This is a genomic window from Streptomyces sp. Root1310 (genome assembly GCF_001426425.1).
In the GTDB taxonomy this organism is placed as follows: Bacteria; Actinomycetota; Actinomycetes; order Streptomycetales; family Streptomycetaceae; genus Streptomyces.
On record NZ_LMEQ01000031.1, the window covers coordinates 274402 to 300874 of the forward strand.

Here is a 26473-nt window from a genome sequence, read left to right on the forward strand (position 1 = left end):
GTGAGCGAGCCCGTCAGGCACGTTCGCCCCTTTCGCCGCTCCAGACGAGATGCCGACCGTTCCACCCGAGGACCAGGTCCCCGACATCGAACCCCGGACCGATCATGCGGCCATCGCCGTCGACGTCCTCGGCGTGCCATACGCAGTGGAGGTGGGCGTCGGCCGCGTCGGCGATGATGCGTTCCCGGCCCGCGGTGGCGACGAAGGGGGCGACGACGTCCACCCGGGCTCCCGGAACCCGGACCCGCAGGGCGTGGAGACAGGCGATGATCGTGCGGCCCGACGCGACGAGCGTGTCCACCAGCGCGTACCGGGCGCCGGGCACGACGGGCAGGGACGCGTAGCTGACCGTCGGATCCTCGGTGTGCCTCGCCCGCCACGGGACGATCACGCCGGCCGGCCCGAAGCCCGCGGCCTCCACGTAGGCGTCCCTGAGGGCGAGCCCTCCCCGCAGAACGAAGATCGGCACCAGATCCGCGGTGTCCATACGCGTGAACAGCTCCCTGCCGATCGCGCCGAGGAGGCCCGTCTCATGATGCTCGAGGAGGCGGCTCTTGAGGCGATCGGCTTCCTGAGAAGGGTAGATGTGCAGACGCGGATCGATCCTTTCGGGATACGAGAACGGCTGCATGTTCATCCTCGTCGCGCGGCCATGACGAACAGCGGGATCGCCACGATCCAGGCGGCCCCGGCGAGCACGAGGGCTTCGGTGTCCGCTCCGCTCACCGTCCCCAGGGTGGCGACGAGGCCGCCGCCCAGGGCGACGGCGGTCAGCTCGATCGCGAGCACGCGTGGGGACAGCAAGGTCTTCCATGCGCGACGGCCCTTGTCGGCGGGTGGTGTTGCGAGCGCGTCGGTGCGCAGACGCAGTTCTTCCTGCGCCTTCTCCAGTTCCGCGATACGCGGGACGACGCTCACCGTCAGCACCTGGCAGACAGTCCGCCAGCGGGATGCCTCGACCGCGTCCAGGTAGCGGCTGAGCGCGTTGACCGCCTCGAGGACCGCCCAGGAGGCCGAGACCGCGGGGACACCGGGGACCTGCCAGCAGAGTTCCTTCTCGTGCCGTTGGGCCAGGTCGTCGACCAGTCGGCGCACCGTGGGGTGGTGAACGTCGACTCCCAGTCCCAGCAAGGCGATCAGGGATCTCTCGGCCGGCAGGTGGGTCCAGCGCAGGCGGGCCGAATGCAGACGGCGGGGCAGCCCCGAGGCGATGGAGGCAGGCAGCTGGTAGTGCTCGATCCACGGGACCAGGGGCGCCTGGGGAAGCGTCGTGAGCAGCCACTCCTTTGCCTCGTCGAGGGCGGCGGCGCAGGCCCATGGCATGTGGGCGGCCTGCATCCCCTCCACCGCGTGTGACGTGTGGGCGGCCGTCGAGCGCTCGCCGTGCCGGATGCCCCAGCCACCGTCGTCGTTCTGTTGACGGACGAGCCAGTCGGCTCCCCTTTCCCGCACCTGGCGGAGGGGGGACGCCGACGCATGGCTCATGTCCAGCGCTCTCAGCGCGTACGCCGTGGCCGTGACGTCGCTCAGGTCGTCGGAGGCCAGACAGCCCCACCCGCCGTCGTCGTTCTGCGCGCGACTGAGCCACATCAGGCCCTCGTCGACCACCGGATGTCCGCTGAAGAGCCCGAGAGCCGCGAGAGCGTGCAGGGACAGGCAGGTGACCAGGGTGAGGCTCAGGTGATCGGCGAACCCCGGTTTCGACCAGCCACCGTCGGCACACTGCTCGCTGCAGAGCAGATCGGTCGCCTCGATCAGATGGACGTCCTGGCGCTTGACCCCCATGCGGATGAGCGACGACGCCACGCACGCGGTTCCCGTCGCGGTCGGGGGACCCGATTCGTCCAGGAACTGGGGCCAGCCGCTGGCCTCGGGGCGCTGGACGAAACGGCTGTAGATGTAGTGGTGCGCCTCTTGCAGGTCGGCCGAGACCTGGGCGATGTCCTGATCGATGCGCAGCAGCGCGTGTTCGAGGATCCGGCTCACATCGGTTCCGCCGACATCACCCGCCGTCATGAACGCTCCGGTTCCACGCCGCCGTGTTCGGCGTGCTGAGCCGGGGCCCCGTCCGGCCTGCATTCAGGACAACGTCGTAACCCTTTCACGCGCGCCTCGCTCAGCGTCACGGCCGTCAATTTGACGTTCTCGGTCCTGCGACAGCCCTGCCGGTGATATTCACGGCTTTTGCCGAAAGTCTTTCCCAGGGCGGCCGGAGTCGCGTAGACGAGTGGATTCTGACGACGGATCTCAGCGATGCTCCTACGCACGCTCACCGGGTCCTTCGTCGCCTCGGCCGGCGGGGCCGACTCGTACGAAGACCGGTTCTCCCGGGCCGCGGCGACGATCGCCTCGGCCTGCCTCCGCGCGTCGGCGACGATCTCGTCCGCCTGCCGGCGCGCCGCCTCCAGCAACCCCGCGCATTGTTGTCGGACCGCCTGGACGTCGGTGTTCGCCGGGGGACCTTCGGTGGTGGCGACGCGTTCCCAGGCCCGCTCCCAGGGAGCGGTCCCGCTGATGCCGCACTGACCGAGGAAGACCAGCAGCACGGCTTTTCTCGGAAACCGCCGGCCGGCGAGCATGTCCGACGTCGTCGATCTGGAGAGTCGGACAGGCGCGTCGCGGGTGCGTATCTCGAGTTCGCGCAGGGAGGGGTGGTCCGCACGGAGGTGGACGACACGGAGCAGGGCCGCCAGCTCCAGACGGGTCGTCACGGAGGCGAGTTCGTGGTCCACATCCGCTGTGTCAAGTCGCTCGATCACTGAACCACCCAGTGTCCGCACCTGTCCGCACCTGTCCGACGGCAGTCTAGGTCAGCCACTGTGCGGCGAAAAGGGTGCGTCCTGGAACGGCTCCATTCGTCCGCCGGCGCCACCACTTCGTCCGCTCGCCTTCTGGACACCCCGTCAAATCCCTTCTCCTTTGACCAGGATCCCCGACACACCGGGGGTGGGGAATGAAGGGGAGAGTCACATGCCGAACGGAAATCCGATGAAGCCCGAAGACCGGTACTGGCGCACGCTCATCGCCATCGAGAGTTTCAAGGTGACGGTCTGGACCATTATCCAGATCATCTCCGTCGTCGCGAATTTCCTCTAGTGCCCGCATTCGGAGGTCCTTTCGGCGGTTCCGCACCCGCAGGGGAGAGCGGGACCGCCGACGGTTTTCAGCGAGAGGTGGGCTTCGACGAGGGGCCGTCGTCGGCGTCATACTCTTCCGGCGCGACGCGCCCGCAGCGTGAGCCTGCTCGTCGAGGGGCTCGACTCCGGATTCAATACACCGGCGTCACCCACCCACACCGATCTGACGGAAGTGATGTCAGCATGACCGGATCACCCCGACCGACCCTGGTGGTCACCGGAGCCACGGGCCGAATCGGCGGTCGGGTCGCCCGTCGCCTGGCCGCGCGGGGAGTGGCCCAGCGGATGCTGGTCCGCAGCCCCGAGCGGGCACCGGAACTGCCCGGCGCCACACCGGTCCAGGGCGGTTACGGCGATCACGACGCCGTCCTGCGCGGTCTGGACGGTGCGAGGACCGTGTTCATGGTGTCCGCCTCGGAGAGCCCCGACCGGCTCGTCCAGCACAAGACCTTCGTCGACGCCGCGGCGGAGGCGGGCGTCGAGCACCTCGTGTATCTCTCGTTCTTCGGCGCCGCGCCGGACGCCACCTTCACCCTCGCCCGCGACCACTTCCACACCGAGGAACACATCCGTGCGCGCGGCCTGTCGTACACGTTCCTGCGCGACAACCTCTACGCGGAGTTCGTCCCCGATTTGGCCGGTGAGGACGGTGTCATCCGTGGTCCGGCCGGGCAGGGACGTGCCGCGTTCGTCTCGCAGGACGACGTCGCCGACGCCGCCACCGCCGTGCTGACCCGCCCGGCCGAGCACGCCGGCAGTGTGTACGACCTGACCGGGCCCGACTCCCTGGGCTTCGCCGAGGCCGCGGTGATCCTGTCCGAGGCGCAGGGCCGCACCGTCACCTACCTGCCCGAGACGGTCGAGGAGGCGTACGCCTCCCGCGCCTCCTACGGCGCTCCGCGCTGGCAGCTCGACGCCTGGGTGTCGACCTACACGGCCGTCGCCGCCGGTGAGCTCGACGGGGTCAGCGAGGCCGTGCCCCGCCTCACCGGCCGCCCCGCCACCCCACTCGCCGACGTCGTCCGCGCTAGACAGGGCTGACCTGCGATCGCCTCCCGTCGGCGTCGCCGGCCTTACGGCCTCACCGGCGCCACAGATCTAGGTGATGTCACTTTTTGACCATCAGAGGTCATCAAAAAGTGACAGCAGCCCTTCCACGTCGGCCTAGTTTGAACACATCACCCCGTGCAACCGCCGACAAGGAAGACAGCCATGAGCAACGCCAAGAACACGGTCCTCCAGGCCGCCACCGAACTGTTCGGCGACAAGGACCCCTCCGCCGTGGACCGCTGGGTCGCCGCCGACTACACGCAGCACAGCTCCCTCGCGGCCGACGGCCCGGAGGCGCTGCGCGGACTGGTCGCCGGTCTCGGCACCGACTTCCGCTACGAGGGCGCCCGGGTCATCGCCGACGGCGACCTGGTCGCCCTGCACGGCACCTACCACGGCTTCGGCCCGGACCCGCTCGTCGGCTTCGACATCTTCCGGGTCGCCGACGGCAGGCTCGCCGAGCACTGGGACGCGCTGAGCCCGTACGTCGAGGACACCGTCTCGGGCCGCTCCCAGACCGACGGTCCCGCAGAGACGACCGACGCCGACCGGACCGAGGCCAATCGCGCCCTGGTGACGGAGTTCGCGGCGAAGGTGCTCGTCGGCGCCGACTACTCGGTGCTGACCGACTACATCTCCGCCGAGACGTACCACCAGCACAACCCGGAGGCCGCCGACGGGCTGGACGGCTTCGGCGCGGCCGCCGCGCGATGGGCAGAGCAGGGCAGGAACCTCGTCTACACCGAGGTCCACCGGGTCATCGCCGAGGGAGATCTCGTCCTGGTGCAGTCCGCGGGCGAGTTCGGGGTGCCGGTCGCCTACTACGACCTCTTCCGCGTCGCCGACGGCAAGATCGTCGAGCACTGGGACGTCATCGCCCCCGTCCCGGCCGAACTCCCCCACACCAACGGTCTGTTCTGACCTCCCACACCCGACGGTCTGTTCCGACCTCCACACCGATGGTCTTTTCCGACCTCGACACCGATGGTCTGTTCCGACCTCGACACCAACGGCCTGCGCCGACGAGGGTCCGCTCCGACGGGGTCCGCACCACCTGCCGGGGCACTCCCCCGCGGCTGTCCGCCCGCCGATCCGCAGCCCCCACCCGGAGCCGTTCCATGACCACTTCGCGCCCCCGGTCCAGCGATCCCGACCGGCCGGACGCCCGACCCGACTCCCGATCCCGACCCCGGCCCGATACCCGGGCCGAGGCACGCACCGAGGCACGCACCGAGGCACACGACGGTTCGGGGGCCGGGGCCAGGATCGAGGGCCACCCTCCGGCGTTGCCGCTGGCCGCCTACCGCAAGGCCGTCGCCCTGGACGAACCCTTCCGGCCGTCCGCGGTCCCCGCTCCGGCCGACCGGCTGGACGAGCACGTGCGCACGGCGCTGCGTCTGCTCGGCACCGACCGGGCCGTGTCACGACCCGGCCCGTCCACCGGCTTCCTGCGGGATCTCCGCCACGCCGACGCGGCCACGGCGCGCCGGCTCCTGCGTGCCGTGCTGACCGTCCGTCCTCCCGGCCCCCTGCCCGAGGGCGCCGAGGAGGCCGTGGACCGGGTCCTCGGTACGGAACGCCACCTGCGGCCCGGCGTCCCGGCCGGTCATCTGCCCACGATCGCGGAGGAGTTCCCCGGCACGGCCTTTCCGGCGGCCCGCCACACCGCGCTGTGGCGGGGCGACATCACCACCCTCGCGGCGGATGCCATCGTCAACGCCGCCAACAGTGCCCTGCTCGGCTGCTTCCGTCCCCTGCACGCCTGCGTCGACAACGCCGTCCACCACGCCGCCGGGCCCCGGCTGCGCGACGACTGCCACACCGTGGTCACCTTGCAGGGCGGCTCCGAGCCGACCGGTGGCGCCAAGATCACTCGCGGCTACCATCTCCCCGCCCGCCACGTCCTGCACACCGTCGGCCCGATCGTCGACGGCCGGCCCCGCGCCGGAGACGCGCGGGCACTGGCCTCGTCCTACCGCGCCTGTCTGGACCTGGCGGCCGAGGCCGGGTCGATCCGCACCGTCGCCCTGTGCGCGGTGAGCACCGGCGTCTTCGGTTACCCCAAGGACGAGGCCGCCCTCGTAGCCCTGCGAACGGTCGCCGACTGGCTCGACGAGCATCCCGGCAGGCTCGACCGCGTCGTGTTCACCGTCTACGAGGACGCCGGCGAGACCGCCTACCGCCGCGCCCTTGCCCGACGGAGCCGGCCCTCGGGCGCCCCCTGGTAGGACACCGAGGCCCGGAGCCCTTCACCGCTCATCCCGGCCCGTGGTCCTCGGCGCGGCCCCGGACCATGGTGCGGAAGTCGATCGGAGACCGGCCGGTCCGGTGCATGAAGTACTTGCTGAACTGGGACGGACGGGCGAAGCCCAGCTGATCCGACACCTGGGCCGCGGTCCGGTCGCTGTGCGCGAGCAGGCGCTTGGCCTCCAGGACGACCCGGCGGTCCACGAACTCCTTGGCGCTGATCCCGGCGGCGGTCAGGGTGGCCCGGGCCAGGGTGCGCGCGGAGTAGCCGAGCATGTGGGCGTAGTCCTCCACTCGGCGGGTCCGCGTGAAGTGCCGTTCGACGGCGTCCCGGAACCGCAGGTAGGTCTCGTCCGGCTCCGGGGCCGGGCTGCCGACGGGGACCGTGAGGTGGGCCAGACGCAGCACGAGGACCGCCAGGAGATGGCGGAGGGCGGCCAGATGGACACCCAGGGGCAGGTGGCCGAGTGCGCCGAACTCGCGGCTCAGGTGCTCCACCGCGAGGTCGAGCGCCGCGGCGTCCTCGGCGACGGGGGTGCTGACGACGGGTGCGTGCGGGTCGTCGACGCGGGCCGCCGTCGCGGTGGCCGCGTCGAGGAACTCCTGACGGAAGAGGACCAGGGTGCCCTCGGCCCCGGTCAGGTCGCCCCACTGCTGCACCTGCCCGGGGCGCACCCACAACCAGGCGCCCGGCCGCAGGACATGACCGGCGAAGTCCACCGTGTGCCGGAGGTCTCCCGACGTCAGAGCGAGCAGATGGTGGAAGTCGGGACGCTGCGGCCGGGTGAGGACGCGCTCCGGCACCCGCCCCCGCAGGTCGGCCAGCGACATGACCTCGACGCCGGCGGGCGTCCCGGCCGGCGCGGCGAAGGGCACCTCGGTGATCTCTCGCGAGGCATTCTGTCGGTTTTTGGCCATCATCAGTCAGAAGTGTATCCCGATGAAACCTTCCTCACCTCGTACGTTGAAGGTGTCCCGCAGGCAGAGGTGCCTTGAGTGACGGAAAAAGGCAAGACCTCGGAGAAAGGCCTCAGAGAAAGCCATGGAGACGACCACGGAGAAGGCCACGGAGAAGGCCATGGAGAAGGCCGCAGGGCAGAGCACAGAAAAGGGCACGGAAAAGAGCAGGGAAAAGGAAGGAACTCCTCAGTCGTGAGAACCACGAGCAAGCCCCCTCTCGCTGCGGTACAGGCGGCCGACACGTTCCGCGCCTGGCTGGGAGCGGCGGACCGGATCCTGGTCGCGGCCGGCGCCGGCCTGAGCGCGGCCGCCGGCTACGACTACGGCGACGCCGAACGCTTCGGGCAACTGCTTCCCGCACTGCACCGCCTCGGCCTGCGCTCGCGCTACCTCCTCGGGGTGCCCCTGCCGAGGGACATGATGTGGGGCTACTGGGCCGTCCACATCGACGACATCCGCTACAGCACCGGTCCGAACCCGCTCTACCTGCGGCTGCGAGAACTGGTCGGCGACCGCGACCACCGGGTGATGACGTCGAACGTCGACGCGCTGTTCGTCCGCAACGGCTTCGCGGCGGACCGCGTCTTCACCCCCCAGGGCGACTACGGCCGTCTCCAGTGCACCGTGCCCTGCACGCGGGAGACCTGGTCCAGCAAGCCGTACCTCGACGCGGTGCTCGCGGCGTACGACCGGGAGAGCGGTCGCGTGCGCGACGAGGCGGCCCTGCCGCGCTGCCCCCGCTGCGGCGCGGACGTCTTCCCCAACGTCCGGGTCGGCCCCGAGTTCGTCGACGACGCGCATCTGCCCGCCGGCCGACGCCTGGCCGAGTGGCTCGAACGGAACCCGGCCGACGAGAACCTGCTCGTCGTGGAGATCGGCGCCGGATTCAACACCCCCGGCGTGATCCGCCGCCCCGTGGAGAACCTGGTGCGCCGAACGCCCCGGGCCCGACTCGTCCGGGTCAACCCCGAACACCCCGAGGTCCCCGCCGACCTGGCCGGACGAGCGCTGTCCGTCCCGCTCGACGCGAACCGGCTCCTGCACGAACTCCTCGCCTGAGGGCCTCGGAGCCGGGGCGGCACGGACGACGCGGACGGCGCGGACGGCGTGAGGCGGGTCAGCGATCGACCGGCTCGTACGCGAACCAGTCGAAGTGGACGGCGCCGCCGCCGGCGAACATCCCGATCACCCGGCCGGTGAAGCCGCCGGCGACCTCCGTGGAGAGGTACTTCCCGTCCAGCGAGGCCAGTTCGACGAAGGTGCCGTCCGCCTCCTCGACGCCGAACGTGACGATGTCCGGGCCGGTGCGGGCATCGCGCACGGAGTGCACGGCGGACACCTCGATCCGCAGAACCACGGGCCCGGGGAGCGTCGACCGGGACGCCACCACGGTGTCCGACGGACCGATACGGGCCCGCACCCGCACCTCACCGGACGAGGCCTCGATGTCGTAATGGTGCTGCTCGTCAAGGCGGACGGCCAGGCCCCCGTGGCCGTCCGCGACGTCGACCAGGGCGCGCACCCGGCACGACAGGTGTTGCTGCCGCCGGCCGACGAACGTCACGTCGGTGTCGTCGAGGGAGCCGCCGCGGGCACGCAGGGTGAGCCAGCCGGGCTTCTCCTTCGTCGTGCACACCTCCGGCGGCCGGTGCCGCAACGACACCCACAGCGGGGCGAGTTCACTCAGCTCGAAGTCGTCCCGGTCCGGCACCGCGGGCTGCGGCACCAACGGCCAGGGAGGCGCCGGTATCGAGGGCGACAGTTCGCCGACGACCGGCCAGCCGTCCGCCCAGTCGACCGGCACCAGATACGTCTCCCGGCCGAGTACGTGCCACCCGGGGGTGCCACCACCCGGCCGCACGCCGAGCAGCACCATCCACCACGAGCCGTCCGGCGCCTGCACCAGGTCGGCATGACCGGTGTTCTGGACGGGGTGGTCGGTGCCCCGGTGCGTCAGGATCGGGTTGGCCGGGCACGGCTCGAACGGCCCGGCGGGGGTGCGGCCGCGGGCGATCGAGACGCTGTGGCAGCGCTCGGTGCCGCCTTCGGCGATGAGCAGGTACCAGAAGTCGCCGATCCGGTAGAGGTGCGGCGCCTCCGGGGCCTTCGCGCCGGGGCTGCCGGACCAGAGCCGGCGCTGCGGGCCGAAGGTCTCCCCGGTGTACGGATCGATGCGGACCTGTCCGACTCCGGCGGTGGTGCACCAGCAGTTTCCGTCCTCGTCCCAGGCGAGGTCCGGGTCGATGCCGTGCACTCCGGGCAGCCGGAGGGGATCGGACCAGGGGCCGGCCGGATCGGTGGCCGTGAACAGCAGATTGCCGTCGGCGCTCACATTCGTGACGATCAGCCAGAAGCGGCCGTCGTGGTGGCGGAGCGTGGGGGCGTAGACGCCGCCCGAGGACGGCGTGTCGAGCGGCAGGCGCAGCTGGCCGGGCCGGTCGAGGGCGTTCCCGATCTGCGTCCAGTGCACCAGGTCCCGGCTGTGGAAGACCGGTACTCCCGGGAAGTACTCGAAGCTGGAGCAGGCCAGGTAGTAGTCCTCCCCGACCCGGCAGACGGACGGATCCGGATGGAAGCCCGGAATCACCGGGTTGACGACGGTCTCGGCCTTCTCGGGCTTGCTCGACACCCTCATCGAGTCCTTTCACTCGGATGACCCGCCGGAGGTTCCGGCGGAGCCGGTCCGGCCGGTTCGGCGGCGGAGCCGGACGATCACGATCGAGTAGGCGCGGTGCGCTGCTTCCTGTCAATTTCCGTGCCGCATACCGAAAGTTTCCGTCGCCGGGAGACCCGCGTAGAGAGCGCAGAGACCGCCGAGAGAGCGCAGACCCGCCGAGAGAGGGTGAGCCGACCGGCGGCTCTCCCCCGGTGCCGCGCGGACCGTCGTGAGAGATCGGCTCAGTCCTCCCGGCGAAGGTCCCGGGTCTCGGGCAGTTGGCGGAAACCGGCCGACCTGTAGGTGGCGACGGCGCCCGCATTCGCGCTCGGGGTGCAGACGATCGCGCTCGACGAGCCGAGGTCGCGGAGTGCGGCCGCCGCGGCGACGGTGATCGCCCTGCCGTGGCCTTGACCGCGATGTTCCCGGTGCACGCCCATCGGCTCGAGCAACCCGGGCCTGCCCGGACCGGCCGACCACACGGTCACCGCCGCCACCGCGTTGCCCAGGGCGTCGTACCCGACCAGACACCGAGCGTCGGCGTAGGGCGATCCGGCGGCCATCGCGTGCCAGTGCCCGTCCGTGAACGTGGACCTGTCGAACGCCGCCCGCTGTACGGCGGTCCGCGCGTGCGCCCGCTCCGGTCCGGTCACCTCGATCCGTATGCCTGGGTCCCGCACCGGCGGCGTGAGGTCGCGGCGCAACGGCGTCCACGCTTCGTCGGCGTCCCAGCCGTGCTCCAGCAGCAGATCCTGGAGCAGTGCGCCCATCGGCGCCTCGACGGCCACCCTGCCCGCCGGCAGTACGCCGCGCTCGGGCTCGGTCAGGTCCTCGCGCAGCCGCTGCGTCAACTCCTCGTCCCGGCGGGCGTCCGGGGCGATCGTCAGCCGCAGCAGCCGGGGCTCGTCCAGCAGCCCGACGGCGAGGATCCGTCCGTCCCGGCTCCAGGTCCGGACGGCCGCGGCCGTCGCCTCCGCGCCGAACCGCCAGAACCAGCCCAGGTCCCCCGGGTGCAGTTGCGTCGGAGCCCCGTCGTGCTGCCACTCCCGCAGGACGCCCTCGGCCTCGCTCAGCCCGTCGACTCCCGGCTTGCCCAGCACCGTCGCCATACCCCCGATGACACACCAACGCGCCGGCCGCCCGCACCCGAATTCCGGTGGGCGGGCGCGGTGGGCGTTCGGGGGGAAGACGGCGGGTCGGGGGTGCGGAGCGGCGAGGGTTCGGGGTTCCGGTGTCTCAGGGGCGGGGCCGGGTGGCGGTGTCGAGGTAGAAGGCGTCGATGCTCTGGACGGCCTTCTCGAACTCGTCCAGGTTGACGGGCTTGGTCACGTAGGCGTTGGCGTGGCTGCTGTAGGCGTCGGTCACGTCGCCGGGGGCGGTGGAGGTGGTGAGGACGACGACAGGGATGGTCTGAAGGTCTTCGTCGCTCTTCAGGACCTTCAGCAGCTCGCGGCCGTTCATGCGCGGCATGTTCAGGTCGAGGACGATGAGGTCGGGGCGCGGGTTGCCCGGGGTGCGCAGGTGTTCCAGAGCGGCGACTCCGTCGGTGACCTGGACCAGGTTGCGCGCCCCACGCTCGGAGAGGGCTTCCTCGATGAGCATCGCGTCGGCGACGTCGTCCTCGACGAGCAGGACGTCGAACGGGCGGGCGGGGGTGGTCATCATCGGATGCTCCGTGGGTGTCTCGTCAGAGTGGTGAAAGAGCCCCGGCCAGCGACGCCGGGCGCCTTGGCGGGTCAGGCCGCAGGCGGCGCCGAGCTGCGGGTAGCCCGCTCCCGCGCGGGCGGCAGCCACGGCTGCTTCCCGTTGGAGCCGTTCGGCGGCCTGTTGGAGTTGGTTCAGCAGGTGGAGCAGAGCCAGGGCCTGTGCCGGGTCGTCCGGTGCCGGGTTCGGGGGGCTTTCCAGCAGCCGGTGGGCGAGGCGCTGGGCAAGGTTGCCGACCGCGGCGTCCGCGATGACGGCCGTCTCCTGCGGACTGGTCCGCAGATCGAAGTTCTTGCCTGGCATACCTGGCACTCTATGGTCCGGGGGGAGCTCGCGACAACAAGCGTTGTCGCCGTCTAGAGTGTGCCGACCGTTGCCTTCGGGCAAATGTTCGCAGCGAGGAGTCCACAGAATGACCGGCAGCGAGAGACCACCGCGTACGCGGTGGCTTTCCACGTGGACGACCCGGCGGTGGCTTCGCGTGGGGGCGGCCGCGTCCCTGGCGGTGCTGGCTCTTCTCGGCGTCACCGGGGCATGGATCCTGGCGCGGACCGAATCGATCAGCAGGGACCTCGTGGACGTGCGGTCTCCCGCGCTGACCACGGCGATCCGTCTGGAGTCGGCCCTCCTCGACCAGGAGACCGGAATCCGCGGATACGGGCTCACCGGCACGCCGGACTTCCTCACTCCGTACCAGGAGGGCCTCGCCGAGCAGAAGACGAGCGTCGCGCAGCTCACCGGGCTGCTGGCCGACGACCGGGCCCGCCTCGACGACCTGCGGACCGTGCAGGACACGCTGGCCACCTGGCAGGAGAGGATCGCCCGGCCGATCGCCGCCTCACCGGTGGGCGCCCCTTCGCCGCTGGCCACCGAACGGGCGGCGGAGGGCAAGAAGGCCTTCGACGCCGTACGTGCCGCCCTGAGCGGACAGCAGGAGCGGCTGCGCGCGGACCGCGCCGGGGCGAGGGACGACCTGATGGACACGATGGCCCTGCGGAACGTGGTGTTCAGCGCCGCCGCGGTGCTCGTCGTCGTCCTCACGGCCTTCGTCTTCGAAGGACTGCGCCGCGGCATCACCCGGCCGCTGGACCGGCTCGGCGCGGACGCCCGCACCATCGCCGACGGCGACTTCGAGCATCCCATCACCCCGACCGGCCCCGCCGACCTGCGGCGGCTCAGCGGCGAGATCGAGTTCATGCGCCGCCGTCTCGTACGGGAACTGGCCTTCAGCGAAGAGGCCCGTCAGCGTCTCGACGCGCAGGCCGCGGACCTTCAGCGCTCCAACGCGGAGCTGGAGCAGTTCGCGTATGTCGCCTCCCACGACCTCCAGGAGCCGCTGCGCAAGGTCTCCAGCTTCACCCAGCTCCTCCAGCGGCGCTACGGAGGGCAACTCGACACCCGGGCCGACCAGTACATCGACTTCGCGGTCGACGGGGCGAACCGTATGCAGGTCCTCATCAACGACCTGCTCGACTTCTCCCGGGTCGGACGGATGCACAACACCCACCAGAGCGTCGACCTGGAGACGGTGCTGGAGCGGACCCTGTCCGCGCTGAGCGTCGGCATCGAGGAGGCCGCCGCGACGGTCACCCACGACCCGCTGCCGACCCTGGTCGCCGACCCCACCCAGATGGGCATGCTCTGGCAGAACCTGATCGGCAACGCCGTCAAGTTCCGCCGTCCCGGCAAAGCTCCGGAGATCCATGTCACGGCGGCCCGGGAAGAGGAGCTGTGGCGGTTCACCGTCACCGACAACGGCATCGGCATCGCTCCGGAGTACGCCGACAAGGTCTTCGTCATCTTCCAGCGGCTGCACACCAAGGACGCCTACTCCGGCAGCGGCATCGGCCTCGCGATGTGCAAGAAGATCGTCGAGTTCCACGGCGGCACCATCGGCGTCGACACCGCTTACCAGGACGGCACCCGCATCGCCTTCACCCTGGCACCCGAGCCGCCGGCGAACCCCGGCCCGTCCACCCTGCCGGAGGCCGACCGCGCCGGCACCGAGCAGACACGATGACCACCGCGATGACGACCGGCCCCCAAGCGGCGCCCGACGAGCCGATGTACCGCATCCTTCTGATCGAGGACGACCGGGGCGACGCCCTGCTCGTCGAGGAGCTCCTGTACGACACGGGGCTGCGGTTCGAGCTGACGACCCGCACCACCCTGGCCGAGGCCCGCACCGAACTGGCCGGCGCCCCGATCGACTGCGTCCTCCTCGACCTGCACCTCCCGGACGTGTCGGGCATCGACGCGGTCGCCGCCGTGCGAGCCCTGGCCCCGCACACCGCCGTCATCGTCCTGACCGGGCTGTCCGAGGCCCAGGCGGGCACCGACGCCATGGCCGCCGGAGCCCAGGACTACCTCGTCAAGGGCAAGGTCGAAGCGGACCTGCTGCACCGCACGGTGCGGTACGCCGTCTACCGAAGCCAGACCGAGCGCGCGAGCGCCGAAGCCCAGGCCACCCGTCTGCGGGCCGAGGAGAACGCCCGCCTGGAACGCGGGCTGCTGCCCCAGCCGATGCTCGACACCTCCACCGTGCGAGTGACCTCCCGCTATCTGCCCGGCGCCGCGATGGCCCTGCTCGGCGGGGACTTCCTCGACGTGGTGGAGGGAGACGACGGACTGCTGCACGCCGTCGTCGGCGACGTCAGCGGACACGGCCCCGACGCCGCCGCGCTCGGTGTCTGCCTGCGCATCGCCTGGCGTTCCCTCGTGCTCGGCGGGCACCGCGGCGAGGACCTGCTGCATCTCATGGAACGCATCCTGATCGCCGAACGCGGCGACCAGCAGCTGTTCGCCACCTGCACCCTCCTCACCCTCGACCAGGACACCGCGACCGCCACCCTCCACCTGGCCGGCCATCACGAGCCCCTCCTCACCACGGCCGGGGGAACCCGGGAACTCACCGCCGCGCACGGCATCGCCCTGGGCATCGTCCCCGGGCTGCGCAGCTGGCCCTCCACCGTCATCCCGCTCCCGGCCACGGGCGCCCTGACCCTCTACACCGACGGCCTCACCGAGGGGCACAACGGGGCGACGAACGAACGGCTCGGCGTCGAGGGGCTGCTCACGCTGATCGGAACCCTGCCGTCGGCAGACCCGGCCGCTCATGTCGACCTCCTCATCAAGGAAACCCACGAGCTGAACGCCGGACGCCACTCCGACGATCTCGCCGTGCTCCGCCTCGACTGGGGCGTGCGCCCCACCCCCACCCAGCCCTGAGCCCTTGCGGAACAGCAGCGCCGAGGGAACTCGGCGGACCGGGTCGTGGACGAGGGCCAACGTGCCGTGCTCGCCCGCGGTCCGGCTGAGGAGCGTCCACCGGTCCGCGGGCAGGCCGTCGTCGAAGAGGGGCGTGGCCCGCCGCGCTCAGGCTCGGAAGCGCACTCGGGCTCGGAAGCCCGCTCAGGCTCGGAAGCGCACTCGGGCTCGGAAGCCCGCTCAGGCTCGGAAGCCCGCTCAGGGCTCGGTAGGCCACTCAGCTCGGTGAGGACGGGGTGAGCACCACGAAGTCGGCGTTCGACGGGTCGAGGCAGACGGCGAGCCGGCCGACGCCCTCCGCGTCCGCCGGTCCCATCTGCACGCTGCCGCCGCCCCCGGTGACCGCGGCAACGGCGGCGTCACAGTCGTCGACGGCGAACACCGGGTGCCAGTACGCCTTCCCGCCCGCCAGGGCCAGGTCCTCCTCGCGGACCTGCATCAGGCCGCCCTGCATGCGTTCCTCGGGAAGCCCGGCCGGTGTGATGAGGGTGTACGTGCCTCCGCCGCCCGGCATTTCCGTGTCGCTGAACCGCCAGCCGAAGACCGCGCCGTAGAACTCCTTCGCGGCCGCGGCGTCGCTCGTGTACAGCTCGGTCCAGGACAGCGAACCCGGCACGTCGGCCAGTTCGAAGCCCGCGTTCTTCCCGGGCTGCCAGACCGCGAACTGGCCGCCCGACGGGTCGGTGTACTGCGCCATCCGCCCCCACTCGCCGAGGTCTCTCGGGGGCACCCGGACCGCGCCACCCGCGCTCTCCACCGCCTGGGTGGTGGCATCCGCGTCGGTGACGCAGTAGTAGATCATCCAGGCCGAGCGGGCGCCCTCCTCGGACAGCTTGCCCAGACCGGAGACGGTCTTGCCGTCCTTCTGGAACATCCCGCCCGCCAGGTCCCCGCCCTCGCCCCCGCCGTCGCCCATGGACTCGAAGTCCCAGCCCAGCACCGAGCCGTAGAAGGCCGCGGCGGCGCGCACGTCGGGCGCCCCGAGGTCGAGCCAGCAGGGGGAGCCGGGAGTGAGGTCGGTCGTGATCACGGCTGTTCCCTTCGCAGGTCCTGTGTCATTTCAGCCTGACACCGGCCACCGACAATCGCGCGTCGGCCGCGAGCGGAGGGCCCCCGACCAGGCGTACGAGCGCTGCGGGCGCCAGGACCCGCGGTTCGGCCTCGACGCCCTGCCCCTGACCTGCCACGCCCGCCGCAGAGGCTGGGGACATCCGGGTCGCGTCCCCCTACCTGCCCCCGGCTGTCGTGGTGCCTACGCACTACACGCCGACTCGTCGGGCCGTGGCCCGACCTGGAGTTCAGCGACCTGGTCCAACGAGCCGACCGTCACGCCCCGGGCGGACGAGCGGGGCGGAAGAGCGGGCGCGGACGAGCGGGGGCCGACGAGCAGGGCGGACGAGCGGGGCGTTCAGCTCGGCGAGCGCCGGCTCTCGCCGAACAGCCGCCGCGAGGGGCGCATCGGCACGGGAGCGGGGCGCCCGACACGGTGGCGACCCCCCTCCGTCACGCGGAACCGTGCGGGTCCGGCGTCAGCGCGGTGAGTCGGGCAGTGCGGCGAGCAATTGCCTGTCCGTCACCACGGCCAGCGACAGGGTGCGATAGCCGACCGACTCGAACAGGATGGTGATCTTGCCGTCGCCCTCGCTCATGACCTCTCCCCGCCCCCACCGCTCATGGCGCACGACGACGCCCGGCAGGTAGGGGTGTTCGTCCGCCGCGGGCCGGGCGACGGTCTCCACCGCCCGGACGGCACCCGCGGAGTCGCCCGCACGCGCACCGGACCGGGTCCACCGGCGCTGCCGCGTGGCCGCCCGGCACGGCCCTCCGGCGTCCTTTGACCGCTCGCGCCTCCGGGCGGTCGCAGGCTCGGCCGCCGGACCCGTGCAGATGCCGCACGCCCCGCACGGGACGGGGACGGACTCTCCGAAGTACCCGAGGAGGAAACGCCGTCGGCAGTCGGTCGTCTCGGCGTACCCGCGCATCATGTCGACCCGGGACTGTTCGAGCTTGCGGTGCGTGGCGTGGACGGCGAGGGCGCTCTGCACGGCGGCGTCGACGTCGTCGTCCGCGCCGGTGAAGCGGCTGCCGTCCGGCCCGGTACGAACGGCCCCGGCCTCCTCCATCAGGTTCAGCACGGCGGACAGCGCCGTCGCGCCGAGTTCGCAGTCGTCCCGGAGCCGGGTCGCGCCCACGGCGCCCTCCTCGCCGCGCAGTCGCTCGGCGACGCGACGCAAGGCGTCGGCGTCGGGAGCGCCGGCGGCGAAGAAGCGCTGCAGGCCCAGGTCCTGCGGACGGTAGGCGAGGATCGCCCTGGCCGGCGCCCCGTCGCGGCCGGCCCGGCCGATCTCCTGGTAGTAGGCGTCGAGCGACCCGGGGACGGAGGCGTGCAGCACGAACCGTACGTTCGCCTTGTCGATCCCCATCCCGAACGCCGAGGTCGCCACGACCACGTCGAGTTCACCGGAGCTGAAGCGGTCCTGGGTCCGGCCGCGCTCGGCGGCGGACCGGCCCGCGTGGTAGCTCGCGGCGGACAGTCCGAGGTCGCTCAACTGCTCGGCGTAGCTGTCCGCGGCCCGCCGGGTCCCCGCGTACACGATTCCCGGCTTCTCCTCGACGGCCGCCCGCTCCACGACGAACCGCTCCTTGGCGGCTCCGTCCTGAAAGGTCGACACGTCCAGGTGGATGTTGGGGCGGTCGAAGCCGGCCACTATCTCCACCGGGTCGTCCATGCCGAGCCGTTCGGCGATGTCCCGGCGCACCGGGGCGGCCGCGTTCGCGGTCAGTGCCAGCACCGGCGGGTTGCCGAGCCGCTCGCGCGCGTGGCGCAGCCGCAGGTAGTCCGGCCGGAAATCGTGCCCCCAGGACGACACGCAGTGTGCCTCGTCCACCACCAGCAGCCGGGGCCGGACGGCGGCGAGCCGGTCCGTGACGTCCGGTTTGGCGAGCTGCTCCGGCGCGAGGAAGACCACGTCGACCGAGGAGGCGCTGATGCGGGCCCACGCGGTCTCGTTGTCGCTCCTGGGCTGCGCGGAGTTGATGGCGGCGGCGCGCAGCGCGCCGGATCCGAGCAGGCTCTGCATCTGGTCCCGCTGCAGCGCGATCAGTGGTGAGACGACGACGACCGGACCGCCGAGCAGGACCGCGGGCACCTGGTACACGGCGGACTTGCCCGCGCCGGTCGGCATGACGGCGAGTACGTCACGCCCCTTCATCACGGCCTTCATCGCGCCCAGTTGGGCCGGACGCAACTGCTGCCAGCCGAAGACCCGACGAGCGATGGCGCGCAGGCGACGGGACGTGAGTGCGAACATGGTTCTCCTTGCGGGAAGGGCGTCCAACCGCCGTGTGCCTGGCGGTTACCCCGGTTCGCCGGGTTGTCGCCTCACGATTCGGTCGCGAACATCAGGATCCCCACGAGGCTGTATTGCGCGGCTCCGTCGAGCGGCTCCGTTGAACGGCTCCATTGAGCGGCTCTCGTAGAGGCGTAGGCGACGCCGTCATGGTGGTCGCACGCACCTCCGCAGGCAGAACTATGGTGTCCCACCACATGTGCCCCTGACCTGCGGATTCCTACGGTATGGCGACACGGAACGTCCCCGCCAACCGCTTGGAAGTGGTACCGATGTCCTCCCCCGCGACCGCTCCGCCCTCCCCGGGAACCCCAGCCAGCCTCAAGCGCATCGTCGCCGCCAGTCTCATCGGCACCACCATCGAGTGGTACGACTTCTTCCTCTACGGCTCGGCAGCCGCCCTCGTCTTCAACAGGCTGTTCTTTCCGGACTCCGACCCGCTCGTCGGCACACTCCTGTCGTTCCTGACCTACGCCGTCGGTTTCGCGGCGCGGCCGCTCGGCGCGCTGGTCTTCGGGCACTACGGGGACCGCCTCGGGCGCAAGAAGCTGCTGGTGCTGAGTCTGCTGCTGATGGGCGGGGCGACCTTCGCGATCGGGCTGCTGCCGACGCACGCGACCGTCGGGAGCGCCGCCCCGGTGCTGCTGACCGTGCTGCGGCTGGTCCAGGGGTTCGCCCTCGGCGGTGAGTGGGGCGGAGCCGTTCTGCTGGTGTCCGAACACGGGGACGCGCGACGGCGCGGATTCTGGGCCTCGTGGCCGCAGACGGGCGCCCCCGCCGGGCAGCTGCTCGCGACGGGTGTGCTGTCCCTGCTCACAGCCGTGCTCTCGGACGCCGCGTTCGCCTCCTGGGGCTGGCGGATCCCCTTCCTGCTCTCCGGCGTGCTGGTGGTCGTCGGTTTGTGGATACGTCTGTCTGTCGATGAATCCCCGGTGTTCCGGCAGGCGTTGGCGCAGGCCGAGGCACGCAAAGCGGCCCGCTCGGCGGATGCGGCGGCGGAGCAGCTGCCGCTGGTGTCGGTGCTGCGGCATCACTGGCGTGACGTGCTGGTCGCGATGGGCGCGCGGATGGCGGAGAACATCTCCTACTACGTCATCACCGCGTTCATCCTCGTCTACGCGACCACCTCGGCCGGTGTCTCCAAACAGACCGCGCTCAACGCCGTGCTCATCGCCTCCGCCGTGCACTTCGCGGTGATCCCGGCCTGGGGTGCGCTGTCCGACCGGGTCGGGCGCCGTCCGGTGTATCTGCTGGGCGCGGTCGGGATCGGGCTCTGGATGTTCCCGTTCTTCTCGCTCGTCGACACCGGCACCTTCGGCAGTCTCGTCCTCGCGGTGACGGTGGGGCTCGTTCTCCACGGGGCGATGTACGCACCCCAGGCCGCCTTCTTCTCCGAGATGTTCGCGACCCGGATGCGCTACTCCGGCGCTTCCATAGGCGCCCAGTTCGCCTCGGTCGCGGCGGGCGCGCCGGCGCCGCTGATCGCCACCGCGCTGCTGGCCGACTACGACAGCTCCACCCCGATCGCCCTCTATGTGATCGCCGCGGCCCTGTTGACGGTCCTCGCCGTGGGAGTCGCCAAGGAGACCCGTCACCGCGACCTGACCGAGGGCGACCCGACCGACGGAAACCCGACCGACGGAAACCTGACCGAGGGCGATCGCGGCGTGGGCGCGGAGCACCCGCAGACCCCGGCGACGGACGCGCGCGCCGTCTGATCCCGTCCCCCTCGCCTCCCGTCCCTCCCCCTCGCCGCCTCACAGCCGCCTCCGTACGCCGTCCGCGCGCGTACGGGGGCCGGTCAGTGCGGTGCCGGGATCGCCAACCGGTGCAGTCTCAGCGCGAGTTGGATTTCCAGTGCGCGGGCCGGGCTCTGCCAGTCGTCGCCCAGGAGGCGGCCGACGCGTTCGAGTCGCTGGGCCACCGTGTTGACGTGGACGTGGAGTTCGTCCTTGGTGCGGACCGGGCTCATGCCCGAAGCGAAGTACGCGTCGAGGGTGCGCAGCAGGTCGGTGCCGCGTCGTGCGTCATAGGCGACGACGCGGCCGATGGTGCGCTCCACGAAGCCCGCCACATCCCGGTCGCCGGCGAGGAGGAGCCCCAGGAAGCCGAAGTCCTCGGCGGCCGCCCCGTCGCCGGAACGGCCCAGCAGCCGCAGGGCGTCGAGACAGCGACGGCCCTCCGCGTACGCGGCGACCACCGTGTCCGGGTCGGCCGCGAGGTCCCGCACCGGTGCGGAGGCGCCGACGGTGACCGCTTCGTGGACGGCGGTGCCGAGGTGCAGCGCGGTACGGCGGGCCAACGCCGTCGCGGTGTCGCCGTGTTCGAGTGGCAGCAGCAGGACGGTGCCGCCGTCGCGGGCGGCGGCCAGGCCGTGCCGGGTGGCGGCGAGGTGGGAGGCGGCGGACCACAGGCGGCGGCGCGCGGCCGCCTCCTGGTCGGCGTCGGGAGCGGTGGCGTCGAGGCGGGCGGCGAGCACGACATGGGTCGCGTCGAGGTCGGCGTGCAGCCGGGTGGCGCGCTCGCGCAGCAGCCGCGGGTCACGGTCGCGGGCTTCGAGCAGGTCGTCCAGGAGCTCGCCGCGCACGCGCTGTTCGGCCTCGGCGGCCGAGCGTCTGGCCAGCAGCAGCAGGGAGGTGACCATCGCGGCCCGCTCCAGGGTGCGCTGGTCGACCGGGTCGAGGCCCGGGTGGCCGCGCAGCACCAGGGCGCCGAGCAGTTCCCCGCCGGCCGCGACCGCCGCGACCCAGTCGTGCTCATGACGTACGGCGTGGCCTTCCGCGCGGGAGGCCTCCACGGCCGCGGCCGGCGCGGTCTCCAGGAACTCCACGGTGCCGTCGAGTACTTGGGAGACCGCGGCGGCCACGTCGTGCACCCCGCCGCCGCGCAGGACGAGCTCGGCCAGCCGGTCGTGGACGTCGGAGGCGCGCTCGATGACCGCGCTGCGGTCCCGGATGATCTCGTTGGCCTGCTCCAGGCCGGCCAGGGCCGAGCGCGTCTCGGTCAGCAGGTTGGCGGTGTCGATGGCGGCCGCGGCGAGCGCGGCGAAGGATCCGAGCAGGGCGATCTGCTCCCGTTCGAAGACCCGGGCGCGCCGGTCGGCGGCGAACAGCACTCCGATGACGTGGGGTCCCAGCATCAGCGGAACCCCGAGGATCGCGACCAGCCCCTCGTCGCGTACGCCCGCGTCGATGGTCGTCGTGTGCCGGAAGCGGTCGTCTCGGAAGTAGTCGTCGGTGACGTAGGGACGGGCCGTCTGGGCGACGAGGCCGCCGAGCCCCTCCCCCATTCCGAGGCGCAGCTGCTGGAAGCGGGCGGCGACCGAACCCTCGGTGACCCGCATGTACGTGTCGCCCCTGGCCGGGTCGTGCAGGCTGAGGTAGGCGATGTCGGTGCCGAGCAGCGAGCGGGCCCGCTGCACGATCGCCTGCAGGACGGCGTCCACGTCTCGGGGGCCCGCGAGGTCGTGGGCCGTCTCGAAGAGGGCGGACAGCTCGGCCTCCCGTCGGCGGCGGCCCTCCAGCTCGGAGCGGACCCGCAGCGCGAGCAGCTTGGCGTGTTCGAGCGCCGCGATCCGCTCGCCGGACCCTCCCTCGGCGCGGGCGAGCAGCACGGGCCGGTCGTACGCCTCGGCGGCCGCGCCCCGGGCGAGCAGCTCGAGGAACGGCGCGTCGGCGTCGTAGGCGGGACCGGGGGCTGCGGTCGCGCCCTTCAGGTGATCGCGGGACATGCTCACAGGATTCCTCATCGGCGGGCCGCCCCGGCAGCCCTGTGGACAACTCCGCCGGCGCCGCAGGGCGGGGTGCTCGGTGCGCTCAGTGCGCGGTCCAGCCGCCGTCGAGGACCAGCGAGGTACCCGTCACGAAGGACGCCTGCGGGCCGCACAGATACGCCACGGCCTCGGCGACCTCCTCCGGTTCGATGAGCCGTTTGACGGCGCTGTCCCGCAGCAGCACGTCGGTCAGCACGCGTTCCTCGGGCACGCCGTGTGTCCGCGCCTGGTCGGCGAGCTGCCGCTGGACGAGCGGGGTGCGCACATAGGCGGGGTTGACACAGTTGGAGGTCACACCGTGGGGCGCGCCTTCGAGGGCGGCGGTCTTGGAGAGGCCCTCCAGTCCGTGCTTGGCTGCGACGTACGCCGACTTGTAGGCGGAGGCGCGCAGTCCGTGCACCGAGGACACGTTGACGATGCGGCCCCAGCCCTGCCCGTACATGTGGGGCAGGGCGCCGCGGATGAGCCGGAACGGTGCCTCCAGCATCACGGTGAGCACCGTGTGGAAGACGTCCGGCGGGAAGTCCTCCAGGGGGGCCACCCGTTGCAGCCCGGCGTTGTTCACCAGGACGTCGGTCCCGGCGGCCGCGAGTTCGGCGGCGTCCAGGTCGGTGAGGTCCAAGGCGTACGGTTCGACCGAGCCGGGCAGACCGGCCGCGCTCCCGGCGAGCGTCTCCAGTCCCGCCGCGTCCCGGTCGACGGCGCGGACCTTGGCCCCGGCGGCCGCGAGCCGGAGAGCGCAGGCCCGTCCGATGCCGCCGGCCGCGCCGGTGACGAGGGCGGTGCGGCCGCCGAGGTCGAGCGGGCGGGTGGCGGGACCGGGGGCGGCGACCTGGGGCGGAGTCATGCGACGAGCCTAGGCAGGGCCGGGGCCCCGCCCCATGTGGTCACCGCCCATACTTCAGACCGAAGGCGTGGTCTCGAACCACGTGGGTTCGTCAGTGAGCGCCTGCTTGATACGGAACAGCTGCCGGTCCCGCATCGACGGCAGCGCGTCCAGCGCGAACCAGCCCACCGCGACGGACTCGTCGTCGTTGACCCGCGCCTCGCCGCCCACGGCCCGGCAGCGGAGGGTGACGTCCATGAACTGGCATTCGTCGCCGTTCGGATACTTCACCTGCCCGCCGGAGCGGACCAGGACGACGCGTTCGGGGACGCAGCGCACGCCCGTCTCCTCGTACACCTCCCGCACCGCGCAGTCCGCGGGCTGCTCGCCCGGCTCGGGTATGCCCGAGATCACGCACCACTCGAGGTTGTCCGCGCGCCGGCCGAGCAGCACCCTCCCCTCGTCGTCGAGGACGACGGCGCTGACGCCGGGGAGCCAGAGCAGACGGTGGCCCGCGGAGGCCCGGATCTCGGTGATGAAGTCAGGAGTCGGCATACGGCGACCCTATCCGGGCGGCCCGTATCAGTCGGTGGTGCTCCGTCGGGCCCGTGCCCCGGTGCCGATCGCCCATCCCAGGCCGCCCACGGCGACGAGCACCAGGGCGATCTCGGGCAGGATGCCGAGCTTCGTCGCCGGCGTCTCGGAGGAGCGCAGGGGCACCTTCTGCACCAGGGAGTCCGCGACGAACATGCCGGTCTTCTGGGTGATCTTCCCGTCCGGCATGATGATCGCGCTGACGCCGCTGGTCACGGGCACCGTGACGGTGCGGCTGTGCTCGACGGCGCGGACCCGTGACATGGCCAGCTGCTGGTAGGTCATCTCGCTGCGGTCGAACGTGGCGTTGTTGCTGGGCACGGAGATCAGCTGGGCGCCGTGGGTGACCGTGTCGCGCACGGCCCAGTCGAAGGCCGCCTCGTAGCAGGTGGCGAGGCCGACCTCGGTCCCGTCCATGTCGAACACACCCGGCTTGGCGCCCCGGCTGAAGTCCTGGCCGACCATGGAGGTCCAGTTCTCGTTGATGGCTCCGATGAACGAGCGCAGCGGGAGGTACTCGCCGAACGGCTGGACCTGCCGCTTGTCGTACGTCTGGGTGGGTCCCTTCACCGGGTCCCACAGGATCTGCTCGTTGTAGAGCTTGCCGTCCCGCTCGACCACGCCGCCGACCGAGATCGGCGCGCCGATCGCCTTGGCCGCCTTGTCGATGACCGCGGCTGCGTCGGCGTAGGCGAAGGGGTCGATGTCGGAGGAGTTCTCGGGCCACAGGACGAAGTCGGGCTGGGCGACCTTGCCCGCCTTGACCTCGGCGGCCAGGCGCTCCGTCTCGCGCGCGTGGTAGTCGAGCACGGCCCGGCGCTGGGCGTTGAACTCCAGACCGAGACGGGGAACGTTGCCCTGGATGACGGCGACCGTCGCGGTGCCGTCCTCCGCCTTGTCACTGACCAGGGAGCGGGCGGCGACGGCGCCGACGACCGGGACGGCCACGCTGAGCAGGGCCAGGGCGGCCGCCGACCGCCGCACCGAACCCGATCGCCGCCGCTCCAGGACGAGGCGCACGATCTCGTACAGGCCGAAACCGCACAGCACGACGGCGAAGCCGAGCACGGGGGTGCCGCCCACCGCGGCGAGGGGCAGGAAGACACCGTCCGCCTGGCCGAAGGCGATCTTGCCCCAGGGGAAGCCGCGGAAGGGCACGCGCGCGCGTGCCGCCTCACCGGCGGTCCAGAGCGCCGCCGCCCACAGCGGCCAGGCCGGCAGCTTGGAGACCGCCGCCACGCCCACGCCGACCAGTGCGACGAAGACCGCCTCGATGACCACCAGGGCGATCCAGGGCCCGGGACCGACCTCGACGCCGGTCCACACCAGGAGCGGCAGCAGGAAACCCAGCCCGAAGAGGTAGCCGAGACCGAGGGCTGCCTTCCAGCTGCGCCCGCGCAGCACCCAGCCGAGGACGGCGAAGGCCGGCAGCGCCAGCCACCACAGGGTGCGCGGCGGGAAACTGACGTAGAGCAGCACTCCGGAGAGCGCGGCTGCGGCGGCCGGGACGAGGCGCAGGAGCCGCGCGCCGCGCGAGGCCCGCGCGGCCTGGGGGTCCAGCTGGTCCGGCTGGCCCACGGAAGTTGCGGTGACGGTCACTCCGGGAGTGTACGGCGAGTGACCTTTTGGCCGACAGCGCAGTCCGCGGGGCGGTCCACGCCTGTCGCACAACCCGGCGCAAGTCATCCACAAACCGCCCATCAGCCGTTACGGTGTGCCCGTGCCCCATGTCGCGCGCGGGCGGCGGGGGTCCGTCACGGTTCAGGGCCGTCACGGTCGGGGGGCGACCGGGTTCGGGGGGACGGGTGGGTTCCACGGGGATGACGTCTGCGGTCGACGCGGACGCGGACGGGGAAAGACGAAACGTTTCCGACGCGGCGGGCGTGGCCGTGCTCGGGGCCTGCGCCAGCTGGTCCCTGGTCACCGCCGCCGTGCACGACGGACGCCCCGAGGGTGTCCTGCTCGCGGTACTGGCGGTGGCGGCCGGTTTCGCGGCGGGGCGGATCCTCGGGGTGCTGCTGCCGGTCGCCGGGCTCTGTGCCGGGGCGCTGGCGGGGCTGACCCTGACGGTGGCCCGGCCCCGGCTCGGTCCGGGCCCCGAGACCGTCGCGCCACTGGGTCACGCCGGCGCCACCGCCGCGGTGCTGACCCTGTCGGCCGGTGCCGCGTGCTGTGCGGCCTGGGCTGCCTCGGTGCCGGTGGTGCGGCTCGGGCTGTCGCTGCTCGCCGCAGGCATCGCGGTCGCCGGGGTCTTCGTGGGCTCGACCACGGCCGTGGTGACCTGTTGCGCGGTGCTGCTGTGCTCCCTGGCGGCCGGCCGGACGCGCCGCCGGGGGCCCGCGCTCGCTGCCCTGGCCGTGGCCGCCGCCCTGGTCATGGGCCTGGTCTGGGCGGTCGCCGGGGACGTGCTGTCCGGCGGCCTCGCCGAGTCACTGACGGACCGGCTGACTCCGCACCGGGTCGATCTGTGGCGTGACGCTCTGGGGATGGCCCACCGGGAGGCCGGCCTCGGCGTGGGGCCCGGACGCTTCGGGGAGCTGAGCGGTACGGCGGCGCGGTCGACGCTGCCCGACGGGAAGCCGCACTCGGCGCCGCTGCAACTGGCGGCGGAGCAGGGTGTCGTCGGTGTGCTGCTGCTTTCCGCGGCCTTCTGCTGGGTGCTGTTCGCCCTGTGGCGCGCGCCGCGCCCCACCCCGGTCGTTCTCACCGCGGGTGCCGCGCTCACGGCGCTGGCCGCCGTCGCCGCGATCGGCAACGCGCTGAGCTTCACCGCGGTGTCGGTCGGTGCGGGACTGCTGGCCGGCCTGGCCACGGCCCGGCCGCTCGCCGAGGAACCCCCGGCACCCGAGGCCCGGCCGGAGTGCGACCGGGACCTGCGCCACGACGGCCGCCCGGCCGCCTGACCCGGCG

At 72.1% G+C, this 26473-nt stretch carries 22 protein-coding genes; 9 read left to right on the forward strand and 13 right to left on the reverse strand.

Annotation, left to right across the window (positions count from 1 at the left end):
• Positions 1–13 precede the first annotated feature (13 nt).
• From ASD48_RS31965 to ASD48_RS31975, 3 genes are read right to left on the reverse strand one after another with little or no spacing between them, the layout of a single operon-like run.
• On the reverse strand, positions 14–631 hold the full coding sequence (locus tag ASD48_RS31965; RefSeq protein ID WP_057605291.1) for a uracil phosphoribosyltransferase: 618 nt from the start codon (positions 629–631) through the stop codon (positions 14–16).
• Between the two features lie 2 nt (positions 632–633).
• The gene (locus ASD48_RS31970; protein WP_057605292.1) at positions 634–2016 is read right to left on the reverse strand and encodes a prenyltransferase/squalene oxidase repeat-containing protein; all 1383 of its coding nucleotides are present in this window, start codon (positions 2014–2016) and stop codon (positions 634–636) included.
• Positions 2013–2732, reverse strand: a complete 720-nt coding sequence (locus ASD48_RS31975; protein ID WP_157880754.1) for a hypothetical protein — start codon at positions 2730–2732, stop codon at positions 2013–2015. Before ASD48_RS31975 ends, ASD48_RS31970 begins: the two co-directional genes overlap by 4 nt.
• 238 nt (positions 2733–2970) lie before the next feature.
• On the opposite strand from ASD48_RS31975, the gene ASD48_RS46070 reads away from it, so the two are divergent.
• The 4 genes from ASD48_RS46070 (at position 2971) to ASD48_RS31990 (ending at position 6415) form a co-directional block, all read left to right on the forward strand.
• Positions 2971–3096 (forward strand): hypothetical protein, encoded by a 126-nt coding sequence (locus ASD48_RS46070; RefSeq protein WP_282438361.1) that lies wholly within the window; start codon positions 2971–2973, stop codon positions 3094–3096.
• Between the two features lie 224 nt (positions 3097–3320).
• Positions 3321–4178 (forward strand): SDR family oxidoreductase, encoded by an 858-nt coding sequence (locus ASD48_RS31980; RefSeq protein ID WP_057605294.1) that lies wholly within the window; start codon positions 3321–3323, stop codon positions 4176–4178.
• Between the two features lie 171 nt (positions 4179–4349).
• Complete coding sequence (locus ASD48_RS31985) at positions 4350–5108, forward strand: nuclear transport factor 2 family protein (protein WP_057605295.1); 759 nt, start codon at positions 4350–4352, stop codon at positions 5106–5108.
• Positions 5109–5305: 197 nt separating this feature from the next.
• Positions 5306–6415 (forward strand): macro domain-containing protein, encoded by a 1110-nt coding sequence (locus tag ASD48_RS31990; protein ID WP_079074108.1) that lies wholly within the window; start codon positions 5306–5308, stop codon positions 6413–6415.
• A 28-nt stretch (positions 6416–6443) separates the two neighbouring features.
• On the opposite strand, the gene ASD48_RS31995 is transcribed toward ASD48_RS31990, so the two are convergent.
• Positions 6444–7355, reverse strand: coding sequence for an AraC family transcriptional regulator (locus ASD48_RS31995; RefSeq protein WP_199876066.1), 912 nt, complete (start codon positions 7353–7355; stop codon positions 6444–6446).
• Between the two features lie 231 nt (positions 7356–7586).
• On the opposite strand from ASD48_RS31995, the gene ASD48_RS32005 reads away from it, so the two are divergent.
• Positions 7587–8453 (forward strand): hypothetical protein, encoded by an 867-nt coding sequence (locus tag ASD48_RS32005; protein ID WP_057605298.1) that lies wholly within the window; start codon positions 7587–7589, stop codon positions 8451–8453.
• Positions 8454–8511: 58 nt separating this feature from the next.
• Here the strand turns inward: ASD48_RS32005 and ASD48_RS32010 are convergent, their stop codons facing one another.
• From ASD48_RS32010 to ASD48_RS32020, 3 genes are all read right to left on the reverse strand, one after another.
• Entirely contained in the window at positions 8512–10029 is a 1518-nt protein-coding gene (locus ASD48_RS32010; protein WP_057605299.1) for a glycoside hydrolase family 43 protein, read from the reverse strand.
• 263 nt (positions 10030–10292) lie between these two features.
• Complete coding sequence (locus tag ASD48_RS32015; RefSeq protein ID WP_057605300.1) at positions 10293–11159, reverse strand: GNAT family N-acetyltransferase; 867 nt, start codon at positions 11157–11159, stop codon at positions 10293–10295.
• Positions 11160–11286: 127 nt separating this feature from the next.
• Positions 11287–12057, reverse strand: a complete 771-nt coding sequence (locus ASD48_RS32020; protein ID WP_199876068.1) for a response regulator — start codon at positions 12055–12057, stop codon at positions 11287–11289.
• Between the two features lie 109 nt (positions 12058–12166).
• Between ASD48_RS32020 and ASD48_RS32025 the strand changes: the two genes are divergently transcribed.
• The gene (locus ASD48_RS32025) at positions 12167–13774 is read left to right on the forward strand and encodes a sensor histidine kinase (RefSeq protein ID WP_057605301.1); all 1608 of its coding nucleotides are present in this window, start codon (positions 12167–12169) and stop codon (positions 13772–13774) included.
• Positions 13771–14982: a SpoIIE family protein phosphatase gene (locus ASD48_RS32030; protein WP_079074110.1), complete on the forward strand. Its 1212-nt coding sequence runs from the start codon at positions 13771–13773 to the stop codon at positions 14980–14982. The genes ASD48_RS32025 and ASD48_RS32030 overlap by 4 nt, the downstream gene beginning before the upstream one ends.
• A gap of 256 nt (positions 14983–15238) precedes the next feature.
• On the opposite strand, the gene ASD48_RS32035 is transcribed toward ASD48_RS32030, so the two are convergent.
• Together ASD48_RS32035 and ASD48_RS32040 are read right to left on the reverse strand one after the other, a co-directional pair.
• Positions 15239–16051: a VOC family protein gene (locus ASD48_RS32035; protein WP_057605302.1), complete on the reverse strand. Its 813-nt coding sequence runs from the start codon at positions 16049–16051 to the stop codon at positions 15239–15241.
• Between the two features lie 499 nt (positions 16052–16550).
• A complete protein-coding gene (locus ASD48_RS32040; RefSeq protein WP_057605303.1) occupies positions 16551–18332 on the reverse strand; it encodes a RecQ family ATP-dependent DNA helicase in 1782 nt (593 codons plus the stop codon).
• Positions 18333–18643: 311 nt separating this feature from the next.
• Between ASD48_RS32040 and ASD48_RS32045 the strand changes: the two genes are divergently transcribed.
• On the forward strand, positions 18644–20089 hold the full coding sequence (locus tag ASD48_RS32045) for an MFS transporter (RefSeq protein WP_057605304.1): 1446 nt from the start codon (positions 18644–18646) through the stop codon (positions 20087–20089).
• Positions 20090–20172: 83 nt separating this feature from the next.
• Here ASD48_RS32045 and ASD48_RS32050 read toward each other — a convergent pair whose 3' ends face one another.
• The 4 genes from ASD48_RS32050 to lnt form a co-directional block, all read right to left on the reverse strand.
• Complete coding sequence (locus ASD48_RS32050) at positions 20173–22101, reverse strand: GAF domain-containing protein (RefSeq protein WP_057605305.1); 1929 nt, start codon at positions 22099–22101, stop codon at positions 20173–20175.
• Positions 22102–22186: 85 nt separating this feature from the next.
• Positions 22187–22990, reverse strand: coding sequence for a 3-hydroxybutyrate dehydrogenase (locus ASD48_RS32055; protein WP_057605306.1), 804 nt, complete (start codon positions 22988–22990; stop codon positions 22187–22189).
• A 54-nt stretch (positions 22991–23044) separates the two neighbouring features.
• A complete protein-coding gene (locus ASD48_RS32060) occupies positions 23045–23524 on the reverse strand; it encodes an NUDIX domain-containing protein (RefSeq protein WP_057605307.1) in 480 nt (159 codons plus the stop codon).
• A gap of 27 nt (positions 23525–23551) precedes the next feature.
• A complete protein-coding gene (gene lnt / locus ASD48_RS32065; protein WP_057605308.1) occupies positions 23552–25162 on the reverse strand; it encodes an apolipoprotein N-acyltransferase in 1611 nt (536 codons plus the stop codon).
• 221 nt (positions 25163–25383) lie between these two features.
• Between lnt and ASD48_RS32070 the strand changes: the two genes are divergently transcribed.
• On the forward strand, positions 25384–26466 hold the full coding sequence (locus tag ASD48_RS32070) for an O-antigen ligase family protein (RefSeq protein WP_079074112.1): 1083 nt from the start codon (positions 25384–25386) through the stop codon (positions 26464–26466).
• Positions 26467–26473: the final 7 nt, after the last annotated feature.

Coding starts and splice junctions, on each gene's coding strand:
- ASD48_RS31965 (WP_057605291.1), bottom strand. CDS start 631: ATGCAGCCGTTCTCGTATCCCGAAAGGATCGATCCGCGTCTGCACATC.
- ASD48_RS31970 (WP_057605292.1), bottom strand. CDS start 2,016: ATGACGGCGGGTGATGTCGGCGGAACCGATGTGAGCCGGATCCTCGAA.
- ASD48_RS46070 (WP_282438361.1), top strand. CDS start 2,971: ATGCCGAACGGAAATCCGATGAAGCCCGAAGACCGGTACTGGCGCACG.
- ASD48_RS31980 (WP_057605294.1), top strand. CDS start 3,321: ATGACCGGATCACCCCGACCGACCCTGGTGGTCACCGGAGCCACGGGC.
- ASD48_RS31985 (WP_057605295.1), top strand. CDS start 4,350: ATGAGCAACGCCAAGAACACGGTCCTCCAGGCCGCCACCGAACTGTTC.
- ASD48_RS31990 (WP_079074108.1), top strand. CDS start 5,306: ATGACCACTTCGCGCCCCCGGTCCAGCGATCCCGACCGGCCGGACGCC.
- ASD48_RS31995 (WP_199876066.1), bottom strand. CDS start 7,355: ATGATGGCCAAAAACCGACAGAATGCCTCGCGAGAGATCACCGAGGTG.
- ASD48_RS32010 (WP_057605299.1), bottom strand. CDS start 10,029: ATGAGGGTGTCGAGCAAGCCCGAGAAGGCCGAGACCGTCGTCAACCCG.
- ASD48_RS32015 (WP_057605300.1), bottom strand. CDS start 11,159: ATGGCGACGGTGCTGGGCAAGCCGGGAGTCGACGGGCTGAGCGAGGCC.
- ASD48_RS32020 (WP_199876068.1), bottom strand. CDS start 12,057: ATGCCAGGCAAGAACTTCGATCTGCGGACCAGTCCGCAGGAGACGGCC.
- ASD48_RS32025 (WP_057605301.1), top strand. CDS start 12,167: ATGACCGGCAGCGAGAGACCACCGCGTACGCGGTGGCTTTCCACGTGG.
- ASD48_RS32030 (WP_079074110.1), top strand. CDS start 13,771: ATGACCACCGCGATGACGACCGGCCCCCAAGCGGCGCCCGACGAGCCG.
- ASD48_RS32040 (WP_057605303.1), bottom strand. CDS start 18,332: ATGTTCGCACTCACGTCCCGTCGCCTGCGCGCCATCGCTCGTCGGGTC.
- ASD48_RS32045 (WP_057605304.1), top strand. CDS start 18,644: ATGTCCTCCCCCGCGACCGCTCCGCCCTCCCCGGGAACCCCAGCCAGC.
- ASD48_RS32050 (WP_057605305.1), bottom strand. CDS start 22,101: ATGTCCCGCGATCACCTGAAGGGCGCGACCGCAGCCCCCGGTCCCGCC.
- ASD48_RS32055 (WP_057605306.1), bottom strand. CDS start 22,990: ATGACTCCGCCCCAGGTCGCCGCCCCCGGTCCCGCCACCCGCCCGCTC.
- ASD48_RS32060 (WP_057605307.1), bottom strand. CDS start 23,524: ATGCCGACTCCTGACTTCATCACCGAGATCCGGGCCTCCGCGGGCCAC.
- ASD48_RS32070 (WP_079074112.1), top strand. CDS start 25,384: ATGACGTCTGCGGTCGACGCGGACGCGGACGGGGAAAGACGAAACGTT.